Origin of the sequence: Streptomyces sp. MP131-18 (assembly GCF_001984575.1) — a bacterium.
Classification (GTDB): Bacteria; Actinomycetota; Actinomycetes; order Streptomycetales; family Streptomycetaceae; genus Streptomyces; species Streptomyces johnsoniae.
Genome location: NZ_LZNS01000001.1, coordinates 446,170 through 466,296 on the forward strand (window position 1 = coordinate 446,170; position 20,127 = coordinate 466,296).

Below are 20,127 nucleotides of genomic sequence, written 5' to 3' on the forward strand. Positions count from 1 at the left end.
GTGCGTCAACGAATCGAGCACCCGGGGTCGGGGGCGTCATTCGCCGGCGGGGCGCCGTCCGGGAGCACGTACAGCACCTCCAGGACGAGGGGAGTCGTCCCGAGGTTCCGCCCGATGTGGACGTTGTCCGCGCCGGAGGGCTCGACGATGAAATCACCCGCGTCGTAGATCCCGTCGACGGAGCAGTCCGCCGCGTTGTGCGTCAGCGTGCCGTTCGCGACCCAGCCGTACAGGGTGCCCTCGTGGTAGTGCCACCCCGTGCTGCCGCCGGGTGCCACCGTGATCTCCCGCAGAATGTAGTCCCTGCCGCCCGCGCTGTACTGCGCCAGCGTGGTGGCCGTCACCCCGGAACCGGGAGTGGCGTGCGCGGTCCCGGTAGTGCCGCCCAGGGCCAACAGCAGACTGACGCCGCCCGCGAGCGCGATGCGGATGGACTTCCGCGTCATCGGCCCTCCCACCATGCCCTTTTGTCGCGGTCTGCCCGATTTGCCGTGGCCCGCCCGACCGTTCACCGGTCTCCGCTCATGGCGGTGTCTACCACCATCCACCGGCCGCCACACGGCCGTCGGCCGAGAAGCTTCCCGCTCTCTCGGCGCGGCCCGCGGCGATCAGGCCGTCACCGGCAGGGCGCGCAGGCCGCGGATCACGAACTCGCCACGCCGTTCCGGCTCGTCGGCCAGCCGCAGACCGGGGAGGCGGGTGGCGAGTGCGGCGAGCGCCGCGGCGCGGCCGCGGGCGTCTTGTCCGTCCAGATGCGACCGGCCGAACGGCTGCGCAGCACCTCGGAGCAGGCGGCGTGCGACACCGCCACCGCAAGCCCCATGCCCGCGTGCCAGTGCACCGGCGCGCGCTCCCGCAACGCGGCGAAGACCGGGTACGGATCGGACAGCAGGACCGGGTCGCTCGGGTCGAACACCACATCGGGACGGTACCGCGCGACGCGGCCCCGCGACACCGCGTTCGCCGGACGCACCGGTGGCCGGGGGCATGGATTCGCGCGGGTGTCACGATCGCACGGCGACACCCTCCAGCACGGTGTCGGCGAGGGCGGTGGCGAACTCGTCCAGCGGCTGGGGCGGTTCCTCGTCCCAGAAGCACCGCAGGAACGCCCGCTGGAAGCAGGCCCCGAGCAGGAGGGCCGCGGCGGCCCTGGGGTCGGCGCCCGGCGCGATGCGGCCGGCGCCGCGCTCGGCCCGCAGATACGTCGCCAGTGAGGTCAGCAGGGTTTCGGGGCCGGTCTCCAGGGCGCGCAGCGCCTCGCGGTGGCGCTGGAGGAGGGCGGGTTCGGCGAAGAGCGAAGCGGCGATGGGGGTGGTGGACTCGTAGAAGTGGACGGCGTGGCGGGCGATATCGGTGAGGCAGTCCCGCACGTCACGGCCGCCCGGGTCGTCGGTGAGGTCGGCAAGGAGGGGAACGATCCGGGGCAGCCGGTCCTCCAGCACCCGGACGAAGATTTCCTCCTTGTTCTTGAAGTGCTTGTACAGGGCGGCCTCGGAGCATCCGGCGGCCCTGGCGATCTCCTTGGTCGTGGTGCGGGCGAGGCCGAGCGAGCGCATGAGCCGTTCGGCGGCCTCCACGATGCGGACCTGGGTGGGCTGCGGGGACGAGGACACGGGGCGGAGTCCTTCCGGCTTGACGGACGAGGCGGGGAACCCCCACCCTAGCGGTGAGTGAACACTTACCCACCAGGAGGAGCAGGGATGAAACTCGCCGTCTTCGGGGCCACCGGCGGCACCGGACAGGAGATCGTCCGGCAGGCGCTCGCCGACGGGCACGACGTCGTCGCGGCGGTGCGCGCCCCGGGCAGGCTCGCCGTTTCCCATCCCCGTCTCGACATCGCCCCGGTGCCGGACGTCACGGATGTCGCGCGGGTGCGCGAGGTGGTCGACGGCCGGGACGCGGTGCTCTCCGCCCTCGGCACCACCAACAAGAGCGCCGGCATCGTCGCACCGGCCGCCCGCGCGGTGGCCGAGGCGATGAGCACGGCCGGCGTGCGCCGCCTGCTCATCGTGAGCGCCGTACCGGTCGGGCCGATGGCGGCGGGGGAATCCCTGGCCTACCGGGCCGTGCTGCACCCGATCGTCAGCCGGGCGTTCCGGGCGGTGTACCGGGACCTGGCGGAGATGGAACGCATCGTCACCGCCAGCGGTCTGGACTGGACGGTGGTCCGGCCCCCGCGCCTGCTGGACAAGCCGCCGAGCCACCGCTACGAGCGCGTCATCGGCGCGAACGTGCCCGGCGGGCGGTCACTCGCCCGCGCCGATCTGGCACACGCGATGCTGGCGATGCTGGACGACGAGGAGACCGTGCGCCGCCCGGTGGGCGTGGCGACGGCCTCCTAGGCCCTGTCCGGCCGATCTTGCCGGGCCCGCGACGCCAGCTACGGCACCTCGCTGCGTTACCGAATCGCGCGAATACGGACAGGTATGAGCTGCGATCCGGCGCCTTGCGATGCACCGCATCTGACGCCGCGGGCTTATCCGACAAGATCGACAGGACAGGACCTAGCCGGCGCCGGGCGTGTGGGCTCGGACCGGTGAGGGCCTTCGTCGCGGTCGGCGTTACGGTGGGCCGGGAGGCTGGGATCATGCCCGGACGCGGGAAGCCCACACATCTGGCAAGAGGAAGACACCGAGGAAGACACTATGGCAGATCTGTACGACATCGAACTGCGCACGCTCGACGGCGAGGACATCTCGCTCGACGCGTTCCGGGACAAGGCGCTCCTGGTGGTCAACGTGGCGTCGCGCTGCGGGCTGACGCCGCAGTACGCGGGCCTCGAACGGCTGCATGAGCAGTACCGGCAGCGCGGCTTCACCGTCCTCGGCTTCCCGTGCAACCAGTTCGCCGGGCAGGAGCCCGGTTCGCCCGAGGAGATCCGCACTTTCTGCTCCGCGAACTACGGGGTGACCTTCCCGATGTTCGAGCCGATCGAGGTCAACGGACCGGGCAGGCACCCGCTGTACGCGCGGCTGACGCGCGCGGCGGACGCCTCGGGGGAATCGGGCGACGTCCAGTGGAACTTCGAGAAGTTCCTGGTGTCCCCGCAGGGAGAGGTCGTGGGCCGGTACCGGCCACGGACCGAGCCGGAGGCCGAGGACCTCGTGACAGCCGTCGAAGCACAGCTGCCGAGCTGACCCGGCCCTCGGAGACGCATTCACTCCCGGTCGGCTTCGCGGGAGGCCGGCGGTCTGCGGCCGACTCGGTGCGCGGGGCGCAGTTCCTTGAGGTGGTAGACGAGGGTCCAATGCCACTCGGGGCGGGTTTCGCGGCCGGTTTCCCGGTAGCCCAGGCTCTGGTAGAAGGCCATCGCCTCGGGCTGATTCGTCGCGGTGTCCAGCCACGCTTCCCGGTAGCCCAGGGCGCATGCCTCGGCTTCGAGAGCAGCCATCAACGCCCGGCCGATACCTCGTCGGCGAAGAGCTGGGTGCACTCGGACGCGAAGAATCCCGGCCCGGCCGGGGTGGTCGGGTTGAGGCCGGAATCCGCCCATGGCAGCCACATGTCCGGCCGCCTCCGCGACCAGGAAGCATCCGCCGGCTCCCACGAAATGCCGCTCAGGGTCGGCGACATCGGCGAACTCCTCGGGTGCCTCGGTCGCGGCGGGAAGTGGCAGGGGCACCGAAGGGTCGGCTGTCGCTCCGATGTTGGGGAGTGTGGCCATGGTCCACAGCACCGGCAGATCGTCCCGCCGGGCAGCTCTCACCGTCATCATGACCCCATAGCCTGGCACTGGAGTGCCGCCGGCGTCACTCGTTCACGGCGACGGTGCCGCCCGCCCGCCGGTCGGCGTTCGTCCCGGTGTCTCCGCCGATCGCGTGTGTGTCGGCCGTCATGTCCTGCGTGCCGATGACGGACAGCATTTCGAGCCGGGCGGCGCCCCGGGTGCCGGGCGGCGCCGTGAACCACAGCAGACGCTGGCGGCCGTCCTCGCTGAACAGGTTGTGGCAGTCGAGCTCGATCACCCCCAGGACGGGGTGGACGATGCGTTTGTGGTCGGTCCGGCGCAGAGCCACATCGTGGGTGTCCCAGAGGGCGGCGAACTCCTCGCTGTGGCGCCGCAGCGCGGTCACCATCCGGGACACCGCGGGGTCGCGGCCGCGGCGGGCCGCGACGGCCTGGAGGTCGGCGACGAAGACCCGCGAGTGGTGGGCGTGGTCCTCGGGAGGGTAGAGGCGGCGAGCGGCCGGGTCGGTGAACCAGCGGTGCACGAAGCTCGCCGCCGGGCCGCTCACCGCCGGGGGACGGCCGACGAGCGCGACGGCCAGGGGGTTCTGGACGAGGACTTCGTGCAGGTCGGTGATCACCTGGGCCGGGGTGGTGGTGAGCCGGTCGAGCAGGCCGAGCAGGGCCGGCTGGACGTGGGCGGTGGTGCCGTGGGCCGCCGGGGGCGTGGGGCGGTCGGCGAGAAGGAAGAGGTGATCGCGCTCGTCGCCGTTCAGGCGCAGGGCCCGGGCGAGGGCGGCCAGGGTCTGGGCGGAGGGCTGGGCGCCGCGGCCGCGCTCGAGCTCGGTGTAGTAGTCGGCCGACAGACCGGCCAGTTGGGCGACCTCCTCCCGGCGCAGGCCGGGCACCCGGCGGCGCGGGCCGGTGGGCAGGCCGACGTCGGCCGGCCGGACGCGGTCGCGGCGGGACTTGAGGAAGACGGCGAGCGCGGGAAGGTTCACCCGTCCATCGTCGCCCCTCGGCGGTGGCCGAGCCAGGGGATGGCAGCCCCCGGGTGGGCGCAGCCCTGGCTGTGAACGGAACGACGGCGGAACGTGAGTGGCGTCGGGTCGCGGCGTCGCCGCCACGGCCCGGCAGTCCGCGATTCACGACCCAGGAGTCACCGTGCCCCTCCCGAGCCCAGAAGAGAACCCCGACCGTTTCCGCGTGGCCCTGGTCACCGGCGGCTCCCGCGGCATCGGCCGCCAGGTCGTGAGCCGGCTGGCCGCCGACGGGTATGCCGTGGTGGTCGGGTACGCCGGCCGCCAGGACCTCGCCGGGGCTGCCGTCGAGGAGGTCGTCTCCGGCGGCGGCCGTGCCGTCGCCGTGCGGGCCGACGTCGCCGACGAGCAGGCCGTGGCCGCGCTGTTCGCCAGGGCCGAGGTGGAGTACGGCGGCGTGGACGTCGTCGTCCACGCCGCCGGGCAGATGCGCCTGGCGCCGATCGCCGACCTGGACCTGGCCGAGCTGGACGCGCTGCACCGCACCAACATCCGCGGCACCTTCGTCGTCGCCCGGCAGGCCGCGCGGGCGGTGCGCCCGGGCGGGTCGATCGTCACGTTCTCCACCTCCCAGGTGGGCCTGGCCTTCCCCGGCTACGGCGCCTACATCGCGAGCAAGGGCGCGGTGGAGGCGGTCACCATGGTCCTCGCCCGCGAACTGCGCGGCCGGGACGTCACGGTCAACGCCGTTGCCCCCGGCGCCACCGCCACCGACCTGTTCCTGGACGGCAAGGACGAGGAGACCGTGGCCCGCCTGGCCGCCATGGCCCCGCTGGAACGGCTGGGCACTCCCGCGGACATCGCCGGCGTCGTCGCCTTCCTCGCCTCACCGGCCGGCCACTGGGTCAACGGTCAGGTACTCCGCGCCAACGGCGGAGTCATCTGACGCGCCCTGGTCACCCGATTCCGTCCGGCACGTGCCCGCCGTGCCCGCCGTGGCCGCCGGTCGGCCGCATCGCCTCCGCGTCCGGGAACCCGGGCATCACCGCGAACACGGCCGAACTGGCAGGGGCGTGTGTCCGGGTGTTCAGGCAAGTGCCATCGCAGGGCCATGGTCGGTCCGCAGACTGCCGCCGACATGTGCGACGAGTGCAGGGAGAGTTGCGGTGGCACACATGCCTGAAGGACACGGGATGGGAAGACGGCGGCTCTTGCAGGCCGCGGTGGGGGTGCCCGCGGCCGGGGCCGCGGTCGCGGCGACAGGCGCGGGGCAGGCGCAGGCGCAGGCCGCGCCGGGTTCGTGGGAACCGGTCGGCCGGGCCGGGCGGTTCGACGAGGAGAGCCCTCGTTTCGCCCTCGCCGTACTGCCCGACACGCAGTACCTCTTCGACGCGGACAGCTCCGACCCGGCGCCGCTGCGGGCGACGTTCCGCTACCTCGTCGAGAGCCGGGCCGAGGCCAACGTCGCCTTCATGACGCACCTGGGCGACGTGACGGAGCACGGCACGGAGGAGGAGATCGAGCTGGCGGCCGGCACCTTCCGGGCCCTGCGCGGCAAGGTGCCCTACAGCGTTCTGGCCGGCAACCACGACATTCCCGGCGACACCGACGACCAGCGCGGCGACTCCGCCTACCTGGCGGCGTTCGGCCCGGAGCGCTTCGCGTCCATGGAGAGCTTCGGCGGTGCCTCGCCCGACGGCTACAACAGCTATCACGTGCTGCGCGCGGGTGGCCGCGAGTGGCTGGTCCTGGCGCTGGACTGGCGGCTGTCCGACGCCGGGGTCCGCTGGACCCGGGGCGTGCTCGAAGCGCACCCGCGCCTGCCCGCCATCCTCACCACGCACGATCTGGCGTGGGCCGACGAAGAGGGCCAGGCCCGGCTGTCCGACAACGGCACGCGGCTGTGGGAGGAGCTGATCCGGGGCAACGACCAGATCTTCCTCGCCCTGGGCGGGCATTACTGGCCGCCGGGGCGCACCGTGCTGACCAACGACGCGGGCCACGACGTCCACGTGCACATCACGAACTACCAGGACCGGTACTACGGTGGCGCCGGGATGATCCGGCTGTACTCCTTCGACCTGGCGCGCAAGGCGGTCGACGTCGAGACGTTCGCCCCCTGGTTCCTGGCGCGCGACCCGGAGGAGCGCGCCCCGCTGGCGGCCGAGACCGTGGAACTGACCGGTGACGTGGACCGGTTCAGCCTCGCCATCGACTTCGCCGAACGGTTCGCCGGGTTCGCGGCCGTCCCACCGGCCGCGCCGCGCCCGCCGCGCGAGGTCATGCCGCGCGGCACCGTCGCCTACTGGCGCTTCGACGCCGACGGGCTCGGCGGCGGCGCGGCGGACGGACCCCTGCCCGACGGGACCGTGATACGCGACCTCACCGGCCGGGGCAACGATCTGACCGCGCGGCGGCTGCACGACGGCGGCCAGGAGCTGCTGCTCAGGTCGGGCGAGCACCACGACGGCCAGCCCGCGCACGCCAGTCTGCGGTTCGACGGCGGCCAGGCCCCCGACCGCGGCGCGATCCTCGCCACGGCGGCGGACGCGCCGCTCAACAGCTGGAAGTTCACCCGGGGCTACACCATCGAAACGTTCATCAAGCTGCCCCGGCCCTTCGAGGGCGAGCACGCCTGGATGGGCATTCTGAGCTGGCAGGGCCGCAACGGCGACGCGGGCAAGACGACCGGCTGGTCCCCGGACGAGCCGACGTGCAGCCTGAACGTCACCGGCGAGCGCTTCCTCCAGTTCGTGGTCTATCCGCATGTGCAGGACGCCGACCCGACCTCCTGGAGCCACGCCCTGGAGACCGGGCGCTGGCACCACATCGCCATCGTCAACGACGGCCGCCGGACGGTCCTGTACGTCGAGGGGTCGAAGATCGCCCGCAACCCCACGCAGGCGTCCACGGGCATCGCCACGTTGGGCAAGCCGTTCACGATCGGCGGCACCCAGTCGAACGAACGGTTCGGCCAGGGCTTCTACGGCTGGATCGGCGATACGCGGATCGTCAGCCGGGAGCTGGGCCCCGAGGAGTTCCTCGCGCCGTACGCGTGAGGAACTCCCCCGGCCCTGCCGCCCGCGGGTGTCAGGGCCGGGCGGCGGCGCCCGGAGCGGCCGGTGCGTTCATCGGCTGGGGCGCCGGCGGCGCCACAGGATCAGAACCGCGCCCGCCGTGGCGGTGGCCGCCGCGAGGCCGAGGAGCCGCAGCGCCTGCGTGCCGGTGCCGGCCAGCGCGCCGCCGCCGTCCGTCCCCAGCTGCGTCCCCGGCCCGGTGCCGCCCGGCGCGGAGCCCGGACCCCAGCCGTCACCGGAGCCACCGGAGCCCCCGGAGCCAGCGCTGCCCGAACCGCCCGAGCTGCCCGAGCCGCCGGTCCCCCCGGGCCCGCCCGAGCCGCCGGAGCTGCCCGGACCGCCACCGGCGGTGCCGCCCGGGACACTGGAACCGCCGGAGTCCCCGGAACCGCCCGGACCGCCGGCACCACCCGAGTCGCCGGGGTCGCCCGGGCCTTCGGGGTCGCCCGACTCGTCGGCCGGAATTTCGACGCCCGCCTCCGTGACCCACTTGGTGCCGTCGTCGTACTCGGTGATGGTGAACGTGTCCAGCGTGTCGCCGATCTCCCCGGGTACCGCCCGCTCGTCGCCCTTGTGGGCGATGACCGACCGGTAGTTCAGGGTGTCACCGTCCACGGTGATCGCCTGATAGGTCGAGGTCTGCTGCGCGCGGGCGTCCTGCGTGGCGCCGTTCCGCGTCCACACGTTGTCGTCCTCGGGCTGGATGTCGTAGAACTTCGACCCCGCGTTCGCCACCACGAAGACGGGCCCCGTGGTGAGTCCCGGCGTATCGGTCTCGTCCGCCACCAGGTGCCCGCGGCCGTAGGTGTGATCGTGACCGGCCAGCACCAGATCGACGTCGTGCTCCTGGTAGAGCGGCAGCCACGCCTCGCGGATGTCGGGCTCGTCGCGGCCGACCGCGGTCGACAGGACCGGCTGGTGCTCAGTCACCACGCTCCACCGGTGCGGGTTCTCCGCGAGCACCCGGTCCAGCCAGGCCGCCTGCATCCGCACCCACACCCCGCGGGCCTCGCCGCAGTCGAAGTCCGCCAGGCCATCCGGCCGGACCAGCTCGCAGATATCGTCGCGGTTGGCGTTCAGCACGACGAACCGGACGCCCTGGTAGTCGCTGTAGTAGACGCTCTCGCGCATCGCCTCGGCGAGGTGCTCGCCGTACCGTTCGGCGTCCTCGCCCGCGTCGGCGGGCACCGGGCCGTTGGCCGGGAAGGCGAAGGAGGCGCGGCTGGTCTGGAGCAGTCCATTCCCCGCGTTGAACTCGTGGTTGCCGACCGCCACGATCGACTGCCGGCCGGCCAGGGCCACCGGATCGGCGGCGAACCAGTCGGACCACTGCGCCTCGTTGGCCGTGTCGACCAGGTCACCCACGTACACGGCGGCCCTGGCGTCGGGGTACGCCTCGTTCGCCTGGGCGGCGATGCGCGGCCATACGTCCGTCAGCCCCTGCTGGTTGTCGCCGTAGTAGAGGAACGTGAACGGGTCGGCCCCGGCCGCCGCCGTCGTGAACGTGTGCCACTCGCTCCAGGCGTCCGCGTCGCCGACCCGGTACTGGTGCTCCGTGCCGGGGTCGAGACCGGTGAGCGCGGCGGTCCAGCTGGTCGCCGTGTTGCCGCCGGTCTCCGTCTCCCACTCGGCCGTGGCCTCGACGGTGCGGATCTCCCCGTCCTGCCCCGCCCTGACCTGCGCGGCGCCCTCGGTGGCCAGGGAACGCCAGGTGACGCTCTGCTCGGTCGCCGGGTCCCCGGCCGGGGTCAGCACGACCCGTTCCGGCGTCTCGTCGGGCGCGGGCGGCTCGTGGTCGCTCAGCGCGACGTCGAAGATGTGCATGACGCCCCGGTCGCTGCCCTCGGGCAGCACCACCGCGTCGACCGTCTTCGACGGATCGAGCGCGGCGGGGGCCGTGGCGAGGACGACGGCTTCGGTGTTGTCGCGCGTGCCGTCGGCCACGTTGCGGCCGGGCACGGTCAGCACGGGCGTGTTCCCGAAGGAGTAGGAGCCGCCGGGCGTCCAGTCGGTGAACTGGACCGGGACCTCCTGGCTGCTGCCGTCGGTGTACTCGACGGTCGCCGTGCCCTGGGACGGACCGTTGGTCGCGAGGCCGAGGAACGACACGGAGGCGGCGCCCGCGTCGTCGAGGTCGACGCGCTGGCCGTGCGGCACCCAGTTGTCGGGCTCGCCAGGACCGGTGTCCGGCCAGGTGAACTCCGTCCCGATGGCTTCCGCACGCAGCGTGCCGCCGGGGGTCGCGCCGGCCTCGGCCAGGCTCTCCCGGGGCAGCGTGTGGGCGGAGGCGTCGAGGGAACCGGTGTCGCCCGCCCCCTCCGGTGTGGTGCCGATGTTGTTGTAGGCGTCGGTGCCCTCCGGGTAGGACGGCGGGGCGTCGCCGGCCCCGGTACCCCAGTCCCCGGGCGCGTTGCCCAGGGTGTACGTGACGGTGCCGCCCTCGCGCGCGAAGGACTCCGGCAGCCAGGTGGCCGTGGTGGCCGTTCCGTCGAGGGACATCGACTGGATGTAACGCTGCTGCTCGGCGCCCGGGGCGTCGAGCACGATGGACCGGTCGCTGCCCGCGCTGTCGATCTCGACGCGGCTGAACATCGGTGTGGACACGGCCAGTTCTGCCGTGCCGTAGACGGCCGGGTACAGGCCGATGCCGGCGAACACGTACCAGGAGGACAACGACCCGAGGTCGTCGTTGCCGGGCAGTCCGGTCGGCGAGGTGTCGAACATCTCGGTGACGGCGCGGTCCAGGACCTCGGTGGTCTGCCAGGGCCGGCCCAGCCAGTTGTATATCCACGGCGTCTGCATGGTGGGCTGGTTGCTCAGGTACGCGTACGGGGTGTCGTACACACCGGCGTCCAGCTCGGTGAAAAAGGTGTCGAGCTGCTCGGCCACCGCGTCGGTGCCACCGCGCGCCTCGATGAGCGAGGCCATGTTGTGCGGCACCAGCCAGCCGTACTGGTGGCCGGTGGCCTGCTCGAACTGCGCGCCGCGCTCCCCCAGGTCGAACGACCGGTCGAAGCCGTTGCGGTCGCGCGGCCGGATCTCGCCGCTCTCGAGGTCGAGGAGATTGCGCCAGTTCTGCGCCCGGGCCATGAACGCCGCCTGCGTCCCGGTGTCACCGAGCCGGCCGGCGAGCCGGGCGATGGAGAAGTCGTTGATCGCGTACTCGAGCGTCTGCGAGGTCGCCGAGTTGTTGTTGCGGCTCTCCACCCAGCCAAGGCCTGCGTACTGGTAGAGGAACTGCCGGTTGCTGCGGTCCGCGGGCAGGGACTGGGTGTCGGCCATCGAACGCAGCGCGGCCTGCCGGTCGTAGTCGGTGCTTCCGAACGCGTCGGTGGCGGACAGGACCGTCTGGAGTCCGTCGCCGCTCATCTTCTGCTGCGATACCCCGTTGTGCGGCCAGTTCGGCCAGCGCCCGGTCTGGGTGACGAGGTCGGTGATGGACTGGTTGATGTCCGAGCCGACCTCGGGGAACAGCAGCGCGATCAGCTGGGCGTGGCCCCGGTAGCCGTCCCAGCTGGCGTAGGTGGCGTACTGGTGACGGCCCTCCGCCACCTGACGGACCGTTCCGTCGTAGCCCAGGTACTGACCGTTGACGTCGTCGTAGGTGTTGGGGTGCAGCAGCGCGTGGTAGAGCGCGGTGTAGAAGCTGGTGCGCCGCTCCGCGCTGCCGCCGGTCACCTCCAGGGTGCCGAGCGCGTCGCGCCAGGTGTCCGCCGCGGCCTGCCGGATGGCGGCGGCGGAGCGGCCCGCGGTCTCGGTCGCGGCGTTCTCCGCCGCGTTCTCGACGCTGACGTAGGAGATGCCGACCCGGGCCGTCACGTCCGCGCCCCGCGGGAAGCTGACGAACGCGCCGGACCCGTGCGCGGTGGTCGAGGTGGCCTCGGTGGCGCCCGCGGTGACGTCGGAGCCGCTCCAGGTGCCCGAGGAGTCGAACTCCGTGTCGAACTCGGCGGAGAAGTGGATGCGGTAGGTGCCGCCGCGGCAGACCGTACTGGTCTCGGTCCAGCCGGAGACCGTGTTCCCCGACACGGTCACCGAGCTACCCGTGGAGCCGTTGTTGGAGCCGGCGACGTCGAAGATCAGGGTCGAGGAGGCCCGGTCCTGGGGGAAGTCGAAGGTCGCGACGCCGGTGCGGGTGGTCGCGGTCAGGTCCACGCCGACGCCGTTGTCCAGGCCGACGGAGTAGTAGCCGGGCTCGGCGGTCTCGTTGTCGTGCGAGAAGTCGAGGTAGTAGTCGCCGATGGCGTCGGCGGGCGAGGTGGGCAGCGCCCGGTTGCTGGTCAGTTCGCCGGTGTAGGGCAGGATCGGCACGTCGAACGCGCCGTTGCTGCCCGCGCAGCCGGTGCCGGACAGCCGCGTCAGGCCGAAGCCGCGCAGCTGGTCGGCGCCGTACTCGTAGCCGCCCCAGTTGTCCCCGCCGGACGTCTGGTGCGTGGTGGGGGTGAACTGCACCATGCCGAACGGAACGGTCGCGCCCGGCCACGTGTTGCCGTAGGCGCTGTTGCCCTTGTTCTGCGTGGTGTCGTGCTGCGTGCCGATGAACTGGTCCACGGCGTCGAACGCGCTCAGGTCCGCCGGGGCCCCCTGGGCGCTCGTGGCGGTGACGGCGGCCACGCCCGTGCCCGCCAGCAGGCTCGCCGTGACGACGAGGGCCGCGGACCTGCCCTTCCCTCGCCGGCGGGTGGCCCTCCGCGGGTCCACCGGGCGTTGCGCGTCGCCGCTTCCGCGGGCGTCCCGGAGCCGGAAGGATCTCCGGCGTATGCGTGTGTGGAGCATGGTGCCTCTTCGTTGCCGTGTGTTCCGCGGGCCGGTGACCGTGAGTTACGTGCACCGGAATCGTGGGTTCTGGGTGACGGTTTCTGGCGCGGAGGAACGCCTCCCGACCCGCCCGTGAACATCAGATGAGAGTTGGGGGCGGCAACGCCCGGCGGCCGACGGCCCGTTCACTGACCGTCGCGCCTCACGCCGTGAGCCCGGCGTCGCGGACGAGCAGCGCGGCCTGCACCCGGTTGGTGACGTCCAGCGCGGCGAGGATACGGCTGACGTGTGCCTTGACCGTGCTTTCCCGCATGCCGAGCCCGGCGGCGATGTCGGCGTTGGTCGCCCCGCGGGCGAGGAGGGCCAGTACGTCGCGTTCGCGCGGGGTGAGCTTGTCGAGGCAGGCGCGGGCGGCGGCTTCCTTGGGGTGGTTGGCGTGGTGGTAGCGGTCGATGAGGCGGCGTGCCGCGGCGGGGTGCAGCATGGCGGAGCCGGCGGCGACGAGGTGGACGGCGCGCAGGATCTCGGCGGGGTCGGTGTCCTTGAGGAGGAAGCCGTCGGCTCCGGCGGCCAGCGCGTTGTAGACGTACTCGTCGAGGTCGAAGGTCGTGAGGGTGATCACCCTCGGGGGGTGGGGCAGCGCGCGGAGGCGGGCCGTCGCGGTGATGCCGTCCATGCGGGGCATGCGGACGTCGACGAGGGCGACGTCGACCCGGCGGGCGGTGGCCTGTTCGAGGGCGTGCAGGCCGTCCGATGCCTGGGCCACGACCTCGATGTCCTCGTCGTCGTCGAGGAGATCGGCGAGGCCGAGGCGGACGAGCGCATCGTCGTCGACGATCATGGCGCGGATCATGGGCGGTTGCCGTTCTGCTCGGTGGGGACGGGGTGCGGGATGCGTGCGGCCAGCCGCCAGCGGCCGGCACCGCCGGGCCCGGCGGTCAGGTGCCCGCCGAGTGCGGTGACGCGCTCGCGCAGCCCCACCATTCCGTAGCCCGAGGGCACGGCCTCCTCGGCCGCGGCACCGGGCGTGTTGGTGACCTCGACGAGCGTGGCGGGCGGGCCGTAGTCGATGCGGATGTCCACCGGCGCGCCGGCCGCGTGTTTGCGCGCGTTCGTCAGCGCTTCCTGCACCAGGCGGAAGACGGCCAGGCGGTGGGCGGCGGGGGCGTGTTCCGGGCCGCCCTCGACCGTCATCCCGACGTGCTGCCCGGCGGTGCGCGCCTGGTCGACGAGCTCCTGGACATCGCGCAGGACGGGGGCGGCGGGCGTCGCGGCGGAAGCCGGGTCGGGCCCGCCGCGCAGGGCACCGAGGACGTCCCGCAGGTCGGCCAGTGCCTCGGTGGAGGCGGCGCGCAGCAGGGTGAGACGTTCGGCAACGGGGGCGGGCAGGTCGCTGTGCGTGGTGCCGAGCACGCCGGTGTGCAGGGCGATGAGGCTGAGGCGGTGGGCCAGGACGTCGTGCATTTCGGCGGCGATCGCGGAGCGTTCGGCGTCCCGTGCGGCGCGTTCGCGCAGCGCGCGTTCGATGCGCAGGTGCTCCACCCGTGCGTTCAGCGCCTCGACGAGGCGGCGCCGGTTGCCCATCCACAGCCCGCCCACGAGGGCGAGCAGCAGGAACAGGCTGGAGCCGTACTGCTGCGGGCGCCACAGGGGCACGTCCGGCTGGCACAGCGCGTTGCCCGCCAGCGCGGCGGCGGCGCAGGCGACGGCGACGCCGGTGCGCCGGTGCGCCGCGAGGTCGAACAGCACGACGAGCAGCAGCGGCAGCATGGCCCACCCCCACAGCCCGGTCGCCACGGTGACGAGGACCGGCGCCGTCAGCCAGTGCCCGCGGCGGAGCAGCAGCGCCGCGCCGCACAGCACCGCCACGCCGCTGTGCGGCGAGAGATACTGTCCCTCGGCGGTCGAGGCGCCGTTCTGGACGGCGGCGAGCGTCAGCAGCACCACCAGGGCGTAACGCCCGCATGTGACCCATTTCTGGCTTTCTTTCCGGCCCACCCGCAAATCCTAAGCACGGCGTCCCGTGCGCTCCTCCGTCCTTCTGCCGCTCCGGCCCCCTACTTTCGTCGGGGGACGCCGCCGCAGAAGGACGGATTCGCGGGCGCCGACGGCTTCTTAGCGTCGAGGCGTGGACGACTGGACTACCTCGCACGCCCCCGCCCCCGCCCCCGCGCCGCGCAAGGCCGAGGGACTGACGTTCCTGATCGAAGCGGCCCGCGATCTGCGCACCACCGGTGCGATCGCGCCCAGCGGCGACGCGCTGGCGCGGCTGCTGACCGAACCGGTGCGGGCCAGCCCTGGCGGCCCGCTGGACGTTCTCGAAGCCGGCGCCGGGACCGGAGCCGTGACGCGCACTCTCATACCGCAGCTTCCGGCGGGCAGCAGCCTGGACATCGTGGAGGCCAACCCGCGGTTCGCCGAACGGCTGCGTCACCTGGCGCTCACGCATCCGCGCCCGGCGGGCGGAACCGGAGGGCACGCGCGGGTCCGCGTGCACGCCGCGCGGGTGGAACACCTGGTGCCCGCCCGCCGGTACGACGTGATCGTGTCCGGTCTGCCGTTCGCGAATTTCCGCCCCGACGTCGTCGGAACGATCATGGACAGGTACCTGGAACTGCTGCGCCCCGGCGGCACGCTGACCTACTTCGCCTACTGCGGCACCCGCCCGGCCCGCGGCCTGCTGGCCTCGCGCGCCGAGGCGCGCAGGCACCGCGCCGCGGAGGAGGTGCTGGCCGCGTACCGGCGCCGGTACGCCACCGGCTGCTGGACGGTGTGGGCCAACCTGCCCCCGGCGAAGGTCTGGCACTTGCGGCGCCCGACGGGGCGGCGGCCGGGCGGGACGGCGGAGCGGAGCCGGCGGCCCGCCACGGCCGGGGCCGTGCGGTGACCGTTCCGTTCGACGCCCTCGGCCAGGTACCGCCCGCCGCCGCCTACGGGCTGCTCGCGGCGGTGGTCCTGGCCGAGTCGGTGCTGCTGGTGGGCGCCTTCGTCCCCACGCTGACGCTGCTGCTGACGGCGGGCGCGCTGGCGCGGTCCGGGCAGCTGAACCTGTTCCTGGTCGTCGCCGTCGCCGCCTGCGCCGTGGTGGCGGGCGACCTCCTCGGGCACCGCACGGGGCGGCTGCTCGGCACCCGGCTGCGCACCGGACGCCTGGGCCGGCGTGTTCCCGACGCGGCGTGGCGGCGTGCCGAGGCGCTGATGGCCCGGCGCGGCGGGCAGGCCGTCTTCCTCTCCCGGTTCGTGCCGGTGGTGCGCACCGTCACCCCGCACCTGGCCGGTGCGACGCGCCTGCCCTGCCGCCGCATGGCCCCTTACAGCGCGTCGGCCGCGCTGCTGTGGGCCGGGGCGGAGGCGGGCGCCGGTTATGCGGCGGCCCCCGCACTCGAACGCGCCCTGGCCGTCGGCGGTCCCCTGCTCGCCGCAACCGCCGTCGTGGTCACGGTGGTTGTTCTCATCCGGCTGAGGCTGCGCCGGCGCAACCGGACGTCGCCCCGTGTCTGCCGCGGCCGGCGGCCGGGACCACCGGCGCCGGCCCTTCTCCGTTCAGTCCTCGGGGCGGAGCAGCCCGCGCTGGTAGGCGCGGACCAGGGGGCGCGGCACCCGGTGGGTGCGGCCGTCGATGGTGATGGGCACCAGTTGCGGCGGTGTCGCCTTCCACTGGGCCCGCCGGTGACGGGTGTTGCTGCGGGACATCTTGCGCTTGGGCACGGCCATGGTGTGTCCGATCAATCGTGGGATGGGTGGGGAAGGGCGGCCGACCGGTTCAGTTGACGGGGTCGAGCCAGGTGTCGAAGACGGCGGGGAGCCGCTTCCAGAACGCGGGCCCGGCCGCGAACTCGGACGGGGTGAGCAGGCAGGAGTCCAGCAGACCGACGAGGTGATCGCGGTCGAGTCCTGGGCCGGTGAAGACCAGGTGCTGGCCCCGGTCGCCGTGCTGCGGATGCCAGTCAAGGGCCGCCGCGACCCGGCGTTCGGGCGGGGCCATGTCCCAGGCGCCCTCGGGGAGCGAGGCCAGCCACGGCCCGTGGCTCTCCACCCCCAGGGCGCCGCCCGCCGCGTCCCACGACAGCAGGACGTCGGGGCGGTCGGCGAGCCAGAAGCGCCCGCGGCTGCGCACCGCGGCGCAGGCGAGGTCCTCCAGGGCCAGGTACAGCCGCTCCGGGTGGAACGGGCGGCGCCGCCGCCACACGAGGGTGGTCACGCCCGACGCGGACGCCTCCTGGGGCAGCCGGGCGCAGGCCGGGTGGAGGGCGGCGGCGGCCGCCCCGGCGTCGAAGCCGCTGCGGGTGAGCCCGGGCAGAGCGGCGGAGCCGACGCCGATCCGGCGCGCGGTGGGATGCAGTTGGTGCAGCAGCGCCCGGCCCTCCGCGTCGGCTTCCGCGGAGTCGGCCACGGCGAGCACGGGCGGGTATTCCAGCTGCCGGGCGAAGGTGTCGGCGACCACCCGGTGGTCGTCGGCGGCCACCGCGAGGCCGGCGTCCGACAGGTCGTCGCCGTTGCTCAGGCAGGGCAGTACCAGGCCGGGGTCGACGGCGGTGAGCACGCCGGTCAGGCGCACCGCTCCCCCGCCCTCCCGCGCGTACGCGGCGATCAGGTCGGCGATGCCGCGGGGCTCGACGGCGTCCCACAGCTCGACGACCGCCACGCTGTGCGTGCCCCCGGCGGCGAGCGCGGCCAACTGCGGCGGCAGGTCCTCGCGCAGGGTGCAGCAGCCGCAGCCACCAGTGGCGGGAAGCCCGGCGGAGTCCAGCTCACCCACCGCGTCGTAGGTGAGGCGGCGGACCGGCCCGCCGTCCGCCGCGGAGGACAGGTCGTGGTGCACGGCGACGCTGCCGGGAACGGCCCGCAGCAGGTGGGCGACGGTGGTGGCGCGGGCCTCCGCATGGAGGCCCGCGACCAGCACGACGGGCATCGGCTGCGGACCGGTCATCGCCTGCCGCCCTCGGCGCCGCGGCCGGGCCTGCGCGTCCCGCCGAAGTCGACCGGACCGTTCTGGGGTTGCACACCGGGCTCCATGGACGGGCCCTCCTTCTGCGCTGGGCTTCCTGCGGGAACGGACGTGGCGGCGCGGCACCGGCCACAGGCGCTAGTATACGACAACGATTTTCGTTTTCGAAAACTACCCGTGGAGGCGCCGTTCCCATGTCCGCCCACTGCCAGCTCACCGGAGTACAGCCAAGCTTCGGCAACCGCATCTCACACTCCCACCGACGCACCCGGCGCCGGTTCGACCCCAACATCCAGCACAAGCGCTACTGGTTGCCCAGCGAGGGCCGCCGGGTCCGGCTCACCCTCAGTGCCAGGGCCGTCAAGACCGTCGACGCCATCGGTATCGAAGCCGCCGTCGCCCGCATCCGCGCCAGGGGGGAGAAGGTCTGATGGCCAAGAAGAGCAAGATCGCCAAGAACGAGGAGCGCAAGCGGATCGCGGCCCGCTACGCGGCCCGCAGGGCGGAGCTGAAGGAGACCATCCGCAGCCCGCGCAGCACCGATGCCGAACGTGTCGCCGCGCAGCGGGAGTTGCGCCGCCAGCCACGCGACGCGAGCCCCACCCGCGTCCGCAACCGCGACAGCATCGACGGCCGCCCCCGCGGCCACCTGCGCACCTTCGGCGTCTCCCGCATCAACCTGCGTCGCATGGCGCATGCCGGGGAGCTGCCCGGAGTCACCAAGTCCAGTTGGTGACCGCCGGCCGCGCCCGGCGCGCCACGGCGCGGCCGTTCGTCCCGGCGCCCCTCCCGCGCGGACGGGAAGGGGCGCCGCGGCCCGGCCGTTGAGCAGTTGCACACCAGTTGCAGTTATCCTCGGCACGCAGGCACGCAGGACGCGCCGGAAGGGACCGCAGCACGGATGACCGCCTCCACCCACTCCCCCGGCATCGGAGTCGTCCCGGCCCGGGTCGGTGCCGCCGAGGCGGACCGGGCCGGGTCGCTGCTCGCCCGCGACGGGGCGGTCGTGCTCACCGGACTCGAGGCGACCGCCGACGCACCGGTCGTCGCGGCCGCGCTGCTGCTGGGCAGCCGCCTGAGGGAGGTCTTCCCGCCGCGCCTGCGGCGCTCGCGCGACGGCGGGCCGGTGCGTCTGCACGCGGACGGTTTCGACGTGGTCGTCGACATCGGCGGCGTGCCGGCCAGGCGGCGCGACCCGGACGAGGATCACGTCCTCATCCAGGGCGTCGAGCCGGCCCTTTCGGGAGGGCAGTCCTTCGTGGCCGACGCCTACCGTTTCGTGGAGCGGTGCGCCGCGGCCGATCCGCAGCTGCACGCGTTCCTCACCACGGTGGACGTGGACCTCTACGGCGCGTGGGCCGGGCTGCGGGGGCTGCCCGCGACCCCGCGGGTCGGCAGGCACGTCGAGTTCACCCGCACGGGCCGCCGGATCGTCCGGCGCACGGAGGGAGCCGCGCCCCTGCACCGCGATCCCGACGCCGACCACGTCCTGGCGATGCTGGAACGCCTGGCGGAGAGCGCGCAGGCACTGGAACGGACGCTTCCCCGGTTCGAGATCGCCGCCGGCGACGTCCTCGCGCTCGACAACTACCGCTGCTGGCACGGCAGGGACGCGCACCGCGGCGAACGCACCGTCCGCATCCTGACGTTGCGCACCTCCGACGCCCGCTGAGCCACGCGGCCCGTGGTCCGCGGCGCGCCGCGGCAGGGACCCTTGCGCCCTTTAGTTGAAAATGATTATCGTTTGATTGCCGGCACGTTCTGCCCGTTCTTCACCAAGTGAGGTATCTACTGTGCGAGTTCCGAGACGCGCTCTGACCGTCACCGGCGGAATAGCCGCCGCCCTCGCGTGCGCTTCCCTGGCCACCGCGGCCGCCGCCGCTCCCACCGTGATCTCCCGCGGACACGTCGACGTGGTCGGCGTCGAGGTCGAGGGCGGCGCCTTCCAGGTGCATGTCCACGACGAGGCGGGCGGCGCGGAGCACGCGCCGGCCGACGTCGTACTCGAAGCGCTCCCCGGCGCCGCCTACACCGTGCCGGGCGGCTCCTGCCACGCCTTCCTCGGCAGCGCGGGCGACACCGTGCACCGGCTCCCGCAGGTCCAGGACGCGGACCTGCTGTGGGCCGGTCTTTCCGCCCACATCGACGCGGGCGTACTGGAGAACGACACGTTCACCCTCAGCCTCGACGGCGTTTCGGGACCGGGTGACTTCAGCGTCTACCAGGACGGCCTGTGCGCCACCGACACGCGCCTGTTCGACTCCGGTGACGGCATCGACGCGTCCGACACCACCGAACTCGACGCCCACAGCCACCTGCACGCCAACTGGGCCTTCACCGAGCCCGGCACGTACACCGTCTCCTTCACCGTCAGCGGCTCGCTGGCCGACGGCACCCCGCTGCCCTCCGTCACCGAGGACTACACCTTCTCCGTCCTCCCGTAGCCCCGCCCCTCCTCCCGAACCGTCACCGCACCGCCCCCGCGCACAGGCCGGCCCGCACCGCTTCCCAGGGGCCGCCCCCGGGCCGGGGGACGTCGCAGCCGCGGTGACACGCCCCCGGGCCCATGCTTCACGGGCCCGGGGGCCTTCCCCCGCGGCCGACCCGCGCCGAGCGGACGGGGAACGCGACGGGCCCGCCAGATGGAAAGCATTATCATTTCATCGTGCAGGGTCCGCGTGTCCCGCACGCCATCCGG

The 20,127-nt window shown here is 73.4% G+C and carries 19 protein-coding genes and 1 pseudogene; 10 read left to right on the plus strand and 10 right to left on the minus strand.

Annotated features, from left to right (window positions below):
* Positions 1-5: 5 nt before the first annotated feature.
* From STBA_RS02050 to STBA_RS02060, 3 genes are all read right to left on the minus strand, one after another.
* The gene (locus tag STBA_RS02050) at positions 6-446 is read right to left on the minus strand and encodes a cupin domain-containing protein (RefSeq protein ID WP_077057590.1); all 441 of its coding nucleotides are present in this window, start codon (positions 444-446) and stop codon (positions 6-8) included.
* Positions 447-643: 197 nt separating this feature from the next.
* The gene (locus STBA_RS38240) at positions 644-919 is read right to left on the minus strand and encodes a hypothetical protein (protein ID WP_216355903.1); all 276 of its coding nucleotides are present in this window, start codon (positions 917-919) and stop codon (positions 644-646) included.
* Between the two features lie 85 nt (positions 920-1,004).
* On the minus strand, positions 1,005-1,613 hold the full coding sequence (locus STBA_RS02060) for a TetR/AcrR family transcriptional regulator (RefSeq protein WP_077057591.1): 609 nt from the start codon (positions 1,611-1,613) through the stop codon (positions 1,005-1,007).
* An 87-nt stretch (positions 1,614-1,700) separates the two neighbouring features.
* Here STBA_RS02060 and STBA_RS02065 point away from each other — a divergent pair, with 87 nt between their 5' ends.
* On the plus strand, positions 1,701-2,342 hold the full coding sequence (locus STBA_RS02065; RefSeq protein ID WP_077057592.1) for an NAD(P)H-binding protein: 642 nt from the start codon (positions 1,701-1,703) through the stop codon (positions 2,340-2,342).
* Positions 2,343-2,645: 303 nt separating this feature from the next.
* Positions 2,646-3,137, plus strand: coding sequence for a glutathione peroxidase (locus STBA_RS02070; protein ID WP_077057593.1), 492 nt, complete (start codon positions 2,646-2,648; stop codon positions 3,135-3,137).
* Between the two features lie 20 nt (positions 3,138-3,157).
* On the opposite strand, the gene STBA_RS38590 is transcribed toward STBA_RS02070, so the two are convergent.
* Both STBA_RS38590 and STBA_RS02080 read right to left on the minus strand, forming a co-directional pair.
* On the minus strand, positions 3,158-3,715 hold the full coding sequence (locus STBA_RS38590) for a GNAT family N-acetyltransferase (protein WP_077057594.1): 558 nt from the start codon (positions 3,713-3,715) through the stop codon (positions 3,158-3,160).
* 34 nt (positions 3,716-3,749) lie between these two features.
* Positions 3,750-4,667 (minus strand): helix-turn-helix transcriptional regulator, encoded by a 918-nt coding sequence (locus STBA_RS02080; protein WP_077057595.1) that lies wholly within the window; start codon positions 4,665-4,667, stop codon positions 3,750-3,752.
* A 163-nt stretch (positions 4,668-4,830) separates the two neighbouring features.
* Here STBA_RS02080 and STBA_RS02085 point away from each other — a divergent pair, with 163 nt between their 5' ends.
* Both STBA_RS02085 and STBA_RS02090 read left to right on the plus strand, forming a co-directional pair.
* The gene (locus STBA_RS02085; protein WP_077057596.1) at positions 4,831-5,592 is read left to right on the plus strand and encodes an SDR family oxidoreductase; all 762 of its coding nucleotides are present in this window, start codon (positions 4,831-4,833) and stop codon (positions 5,590-5,592) included.
* A 247-nt stretch (positions 5,593-5,839) separates the two neighbouring features.
* Complete coding sequence (locus STBA_RS02090) at positions 5,840-7,705, plus strand: LamG-like jellyroll fold domain-containing protein (RefSeq protein WP_079251658.1); 1,866 nt, start codon at positions 5,840-5,842, stop codon at positions 7,703-7,705.
* Between the two features lie 69 nt (positions 7,706-7,774).
* On the opposite strand, the gene STBA_RS02095 is transcribed toward STBA_RS02090, so the two are convergent.
* The 3 genes from STBA_RS02095 to STBA_RS02105 form a co-directional block, all read right to left on the minus strand.
* On the minus strand, positions 7,775-12,424 hold the full coding sequence (locus tag STBA_RS02095) for a GH92 family glycosyl hydrolase (protein ID WP_253194488.1): 4,650 nt from the start codon (positions 12,422-12,424) through the stop codon (positions 7,775-7,777).
* Between the two features lie 259 nt (positions 12,425-12,683).
* Positions 12,684-13,334: a response regulator transcription factor gene (locus tag STBA_RS02100; protein ID WP_077057598.1), complete on the minus strand. Its 651-nt coding sequence runs from the start codon at positions 13,332-13,334 to the stop codon at positions 12,684-12,686.
* Positions 13,331-14,428, minus strand: a complete 1,098-nt coding sequence (locus STBA_RS02105; protein ID WP_077057599.1) for a histidine kinase — start codon at positions 14,426-14,428, stop codon at positions 13,331-13,333. Before STBA_RS02105 ends, STBA_RS02100 begins: the two co-directional genes overlap by 4 nt.
* A gap of 181 nt (positions 14,429-14,609) precedes the next feature.
* Between STBA_RS02105 and STBA_RS02110 the strand changes: the two genes are divergently transcribed.
* Positions 14,610-15,368: a methyltransferase domain-containing protein gene (locus tag STBA_RS02110; protein WP_079251660.1), complete on the plus strand. Its 759-nt coding sequence runs from the start codon at positions 14,610-14,612 to the stop codon at positions 15,366-15,368.
* Between the two features lie 89 nt (positions 15,369-15,457).
* A pseudogene (locus STBA_RS38595) lies at positions 15,458-15,787 on the plus strand (VTT domain-containing protein); the annotation flags it as partial.
* 237 nt (positions 15,788-16,024) lie between these two features.
* Here the strand turns inward: STBA_RS38595 and rpmF are convergent.
* Entirely contained in the window at positions 16,025-16,195 is a 171-nt protein-coding gene (gene rpmF / locus STBA_RS02120; RefSeq protein WP_077063040.1) for a 50S ribosomal protein L32, read from the minus strand.
* Between the two features lie 49 nt (positions 16,196-16,244).
* Positions 16,245-17,411, minus strand: a complete 1,167-nt coding sequence (locus tag STBA_RS02125) for a GTP-binding protein (protein ID WP_077057600.1) — start codon at positions 17,409-17,411, stop codon at positions 16,245-16,247.
* Between the two features lie 212 nt (positions 17,412-17,623).
* Here STBA_RS02125 and rpmB point away from each other — a divergent pair, with 212 nt between their 5' ends.
* The 4 genes from rpmB (at position 17,624) to STBA_RS02145 (ending at position 19,873) form a co-directional block, all read left to right on the plus strand.
* Positions 17,624-17,860 carry a 50S ribosomal protein L28 gene (rpmB, locus tag STBA_RS02130; protein WP_077057601.1) on the plus strand — a complete coding sequence of 79 codons (237 nt, stop codon included), beginning with the start codon at positions 17,624-17,626 and terminating at the stop codon, positions 17,858-17,860.
* Complete coding sequence (gene rpsN / locus STBA_RS02135; protein ID WP_077057602.1) at positions 17,860-18,165, plus strand: 30S ribosomal protein S14; 306 nt, start codon at positions 17,860-17,862, stop codon at positions 18,163-18,165. Before rpmB ends, rpsN begins: the two co-directional genes overlap by 1 nt.
* A 165-nt stretch (positions 18,166-18,330) precedes the next feature.
* Positions 18,331-19,101, plus strand: a complete 771-nt coding sequence (locus STBA_RS02140) for a TauD/TfdA family dioxygenase (RefSeq protein WP_077057603.1) — start codon at positions 18,331-18,333, stop codon at positions 19,099-19,101.
* Positions 19,102-19,222: 121 nt separating this feature from the next.
* Complete coding sequence (locus tag STBA_RS02145) at positions 19,223-19,873, plus strand: choice-of-anchor M domain-containing protein (protein ID WP_107484962.1); 651 nt, start codon at positions 19,223-19,225, stop codon at positions 19,871-19,873.
* The last annotated feature ends 254 nt before the right edge of the window (positions 19,874-20,127 follow it).

Coding starts and splice junctions, on each gene's coding strand:
- STBA_RS02050 (WP_077057590.1), bottom strand. CDS start 446: ATGACGCGGAAGTCCATCCGCATCGCGCTCGCGGGCGGCGTCAGTCTG.
- STBA_RS02065 (WP_077057592.1), top strand. CDS start 1,701: ATGAAACTCGCCGTCTTCGGGGCCACCGGCGGCACCGGACAGGAGATC.
- STBA_RS02070 (WP_077057593.1), top strand. CDS start 2,646: ATGGCAGATCTGTACGACATCGAACTGCGCACGCTCGACGGCGAGGAC.
- STBA_RS38590 (WP_077057594.1), bottom strand. CDS start 3,715: ATGATGACGGTGAGAGCTGCCCGGCGGGACGATCTGCCGGTGCTGTGG.
- STBA_RS02090 (WP_079251658.1), top strand. CDS start 5,840: ATGGGAAGACGGCGGCTCTTGCAGGCCGCGGTGGGGGTGCCCGCGGCC.
- STBA_RS02100 (WP_077057598.1), bottom strand. CDS start 13,334: ATGATCCGCGCCATGATCGTCGACGACGATGCGCTCGTCCGCCTCGGC.
- rpmF (WP_077063040.1), bottom strand. CDS start 16,195: ATGGCCGTGCCCAAGCGCAAGATGTCCCGCAGCAACACCCGTCACCGG.
- STBA_RS02125 (WP_077057600.1), bottom strand. CDS start 17,411: ATGACCGGTCCGCAGCCGATGCCCGTCGTGCTGGTCGCGGGCCTCCAT.
- rpmB (WP_077057601.1), top strand. CDS start 17,624: ATGTCCGCCCACTGCCAGCTCACCGGAGTACAGCCAAGCTTCGGCAAC.
- rpsN (WP_077057602.1), top strand. CDS start 17,860: ATGGCCAAGAAGAGCAAGATCGCCAAGAACGAGGAGCGCAAGCGGATC.
- STBA_RS02140 (WP_077057603.1), top strand. CDS start 18,331: ATGACCGCCTCCACCCACTCCCCCGGCATCGGAGTCGTCCCGGCCCGG.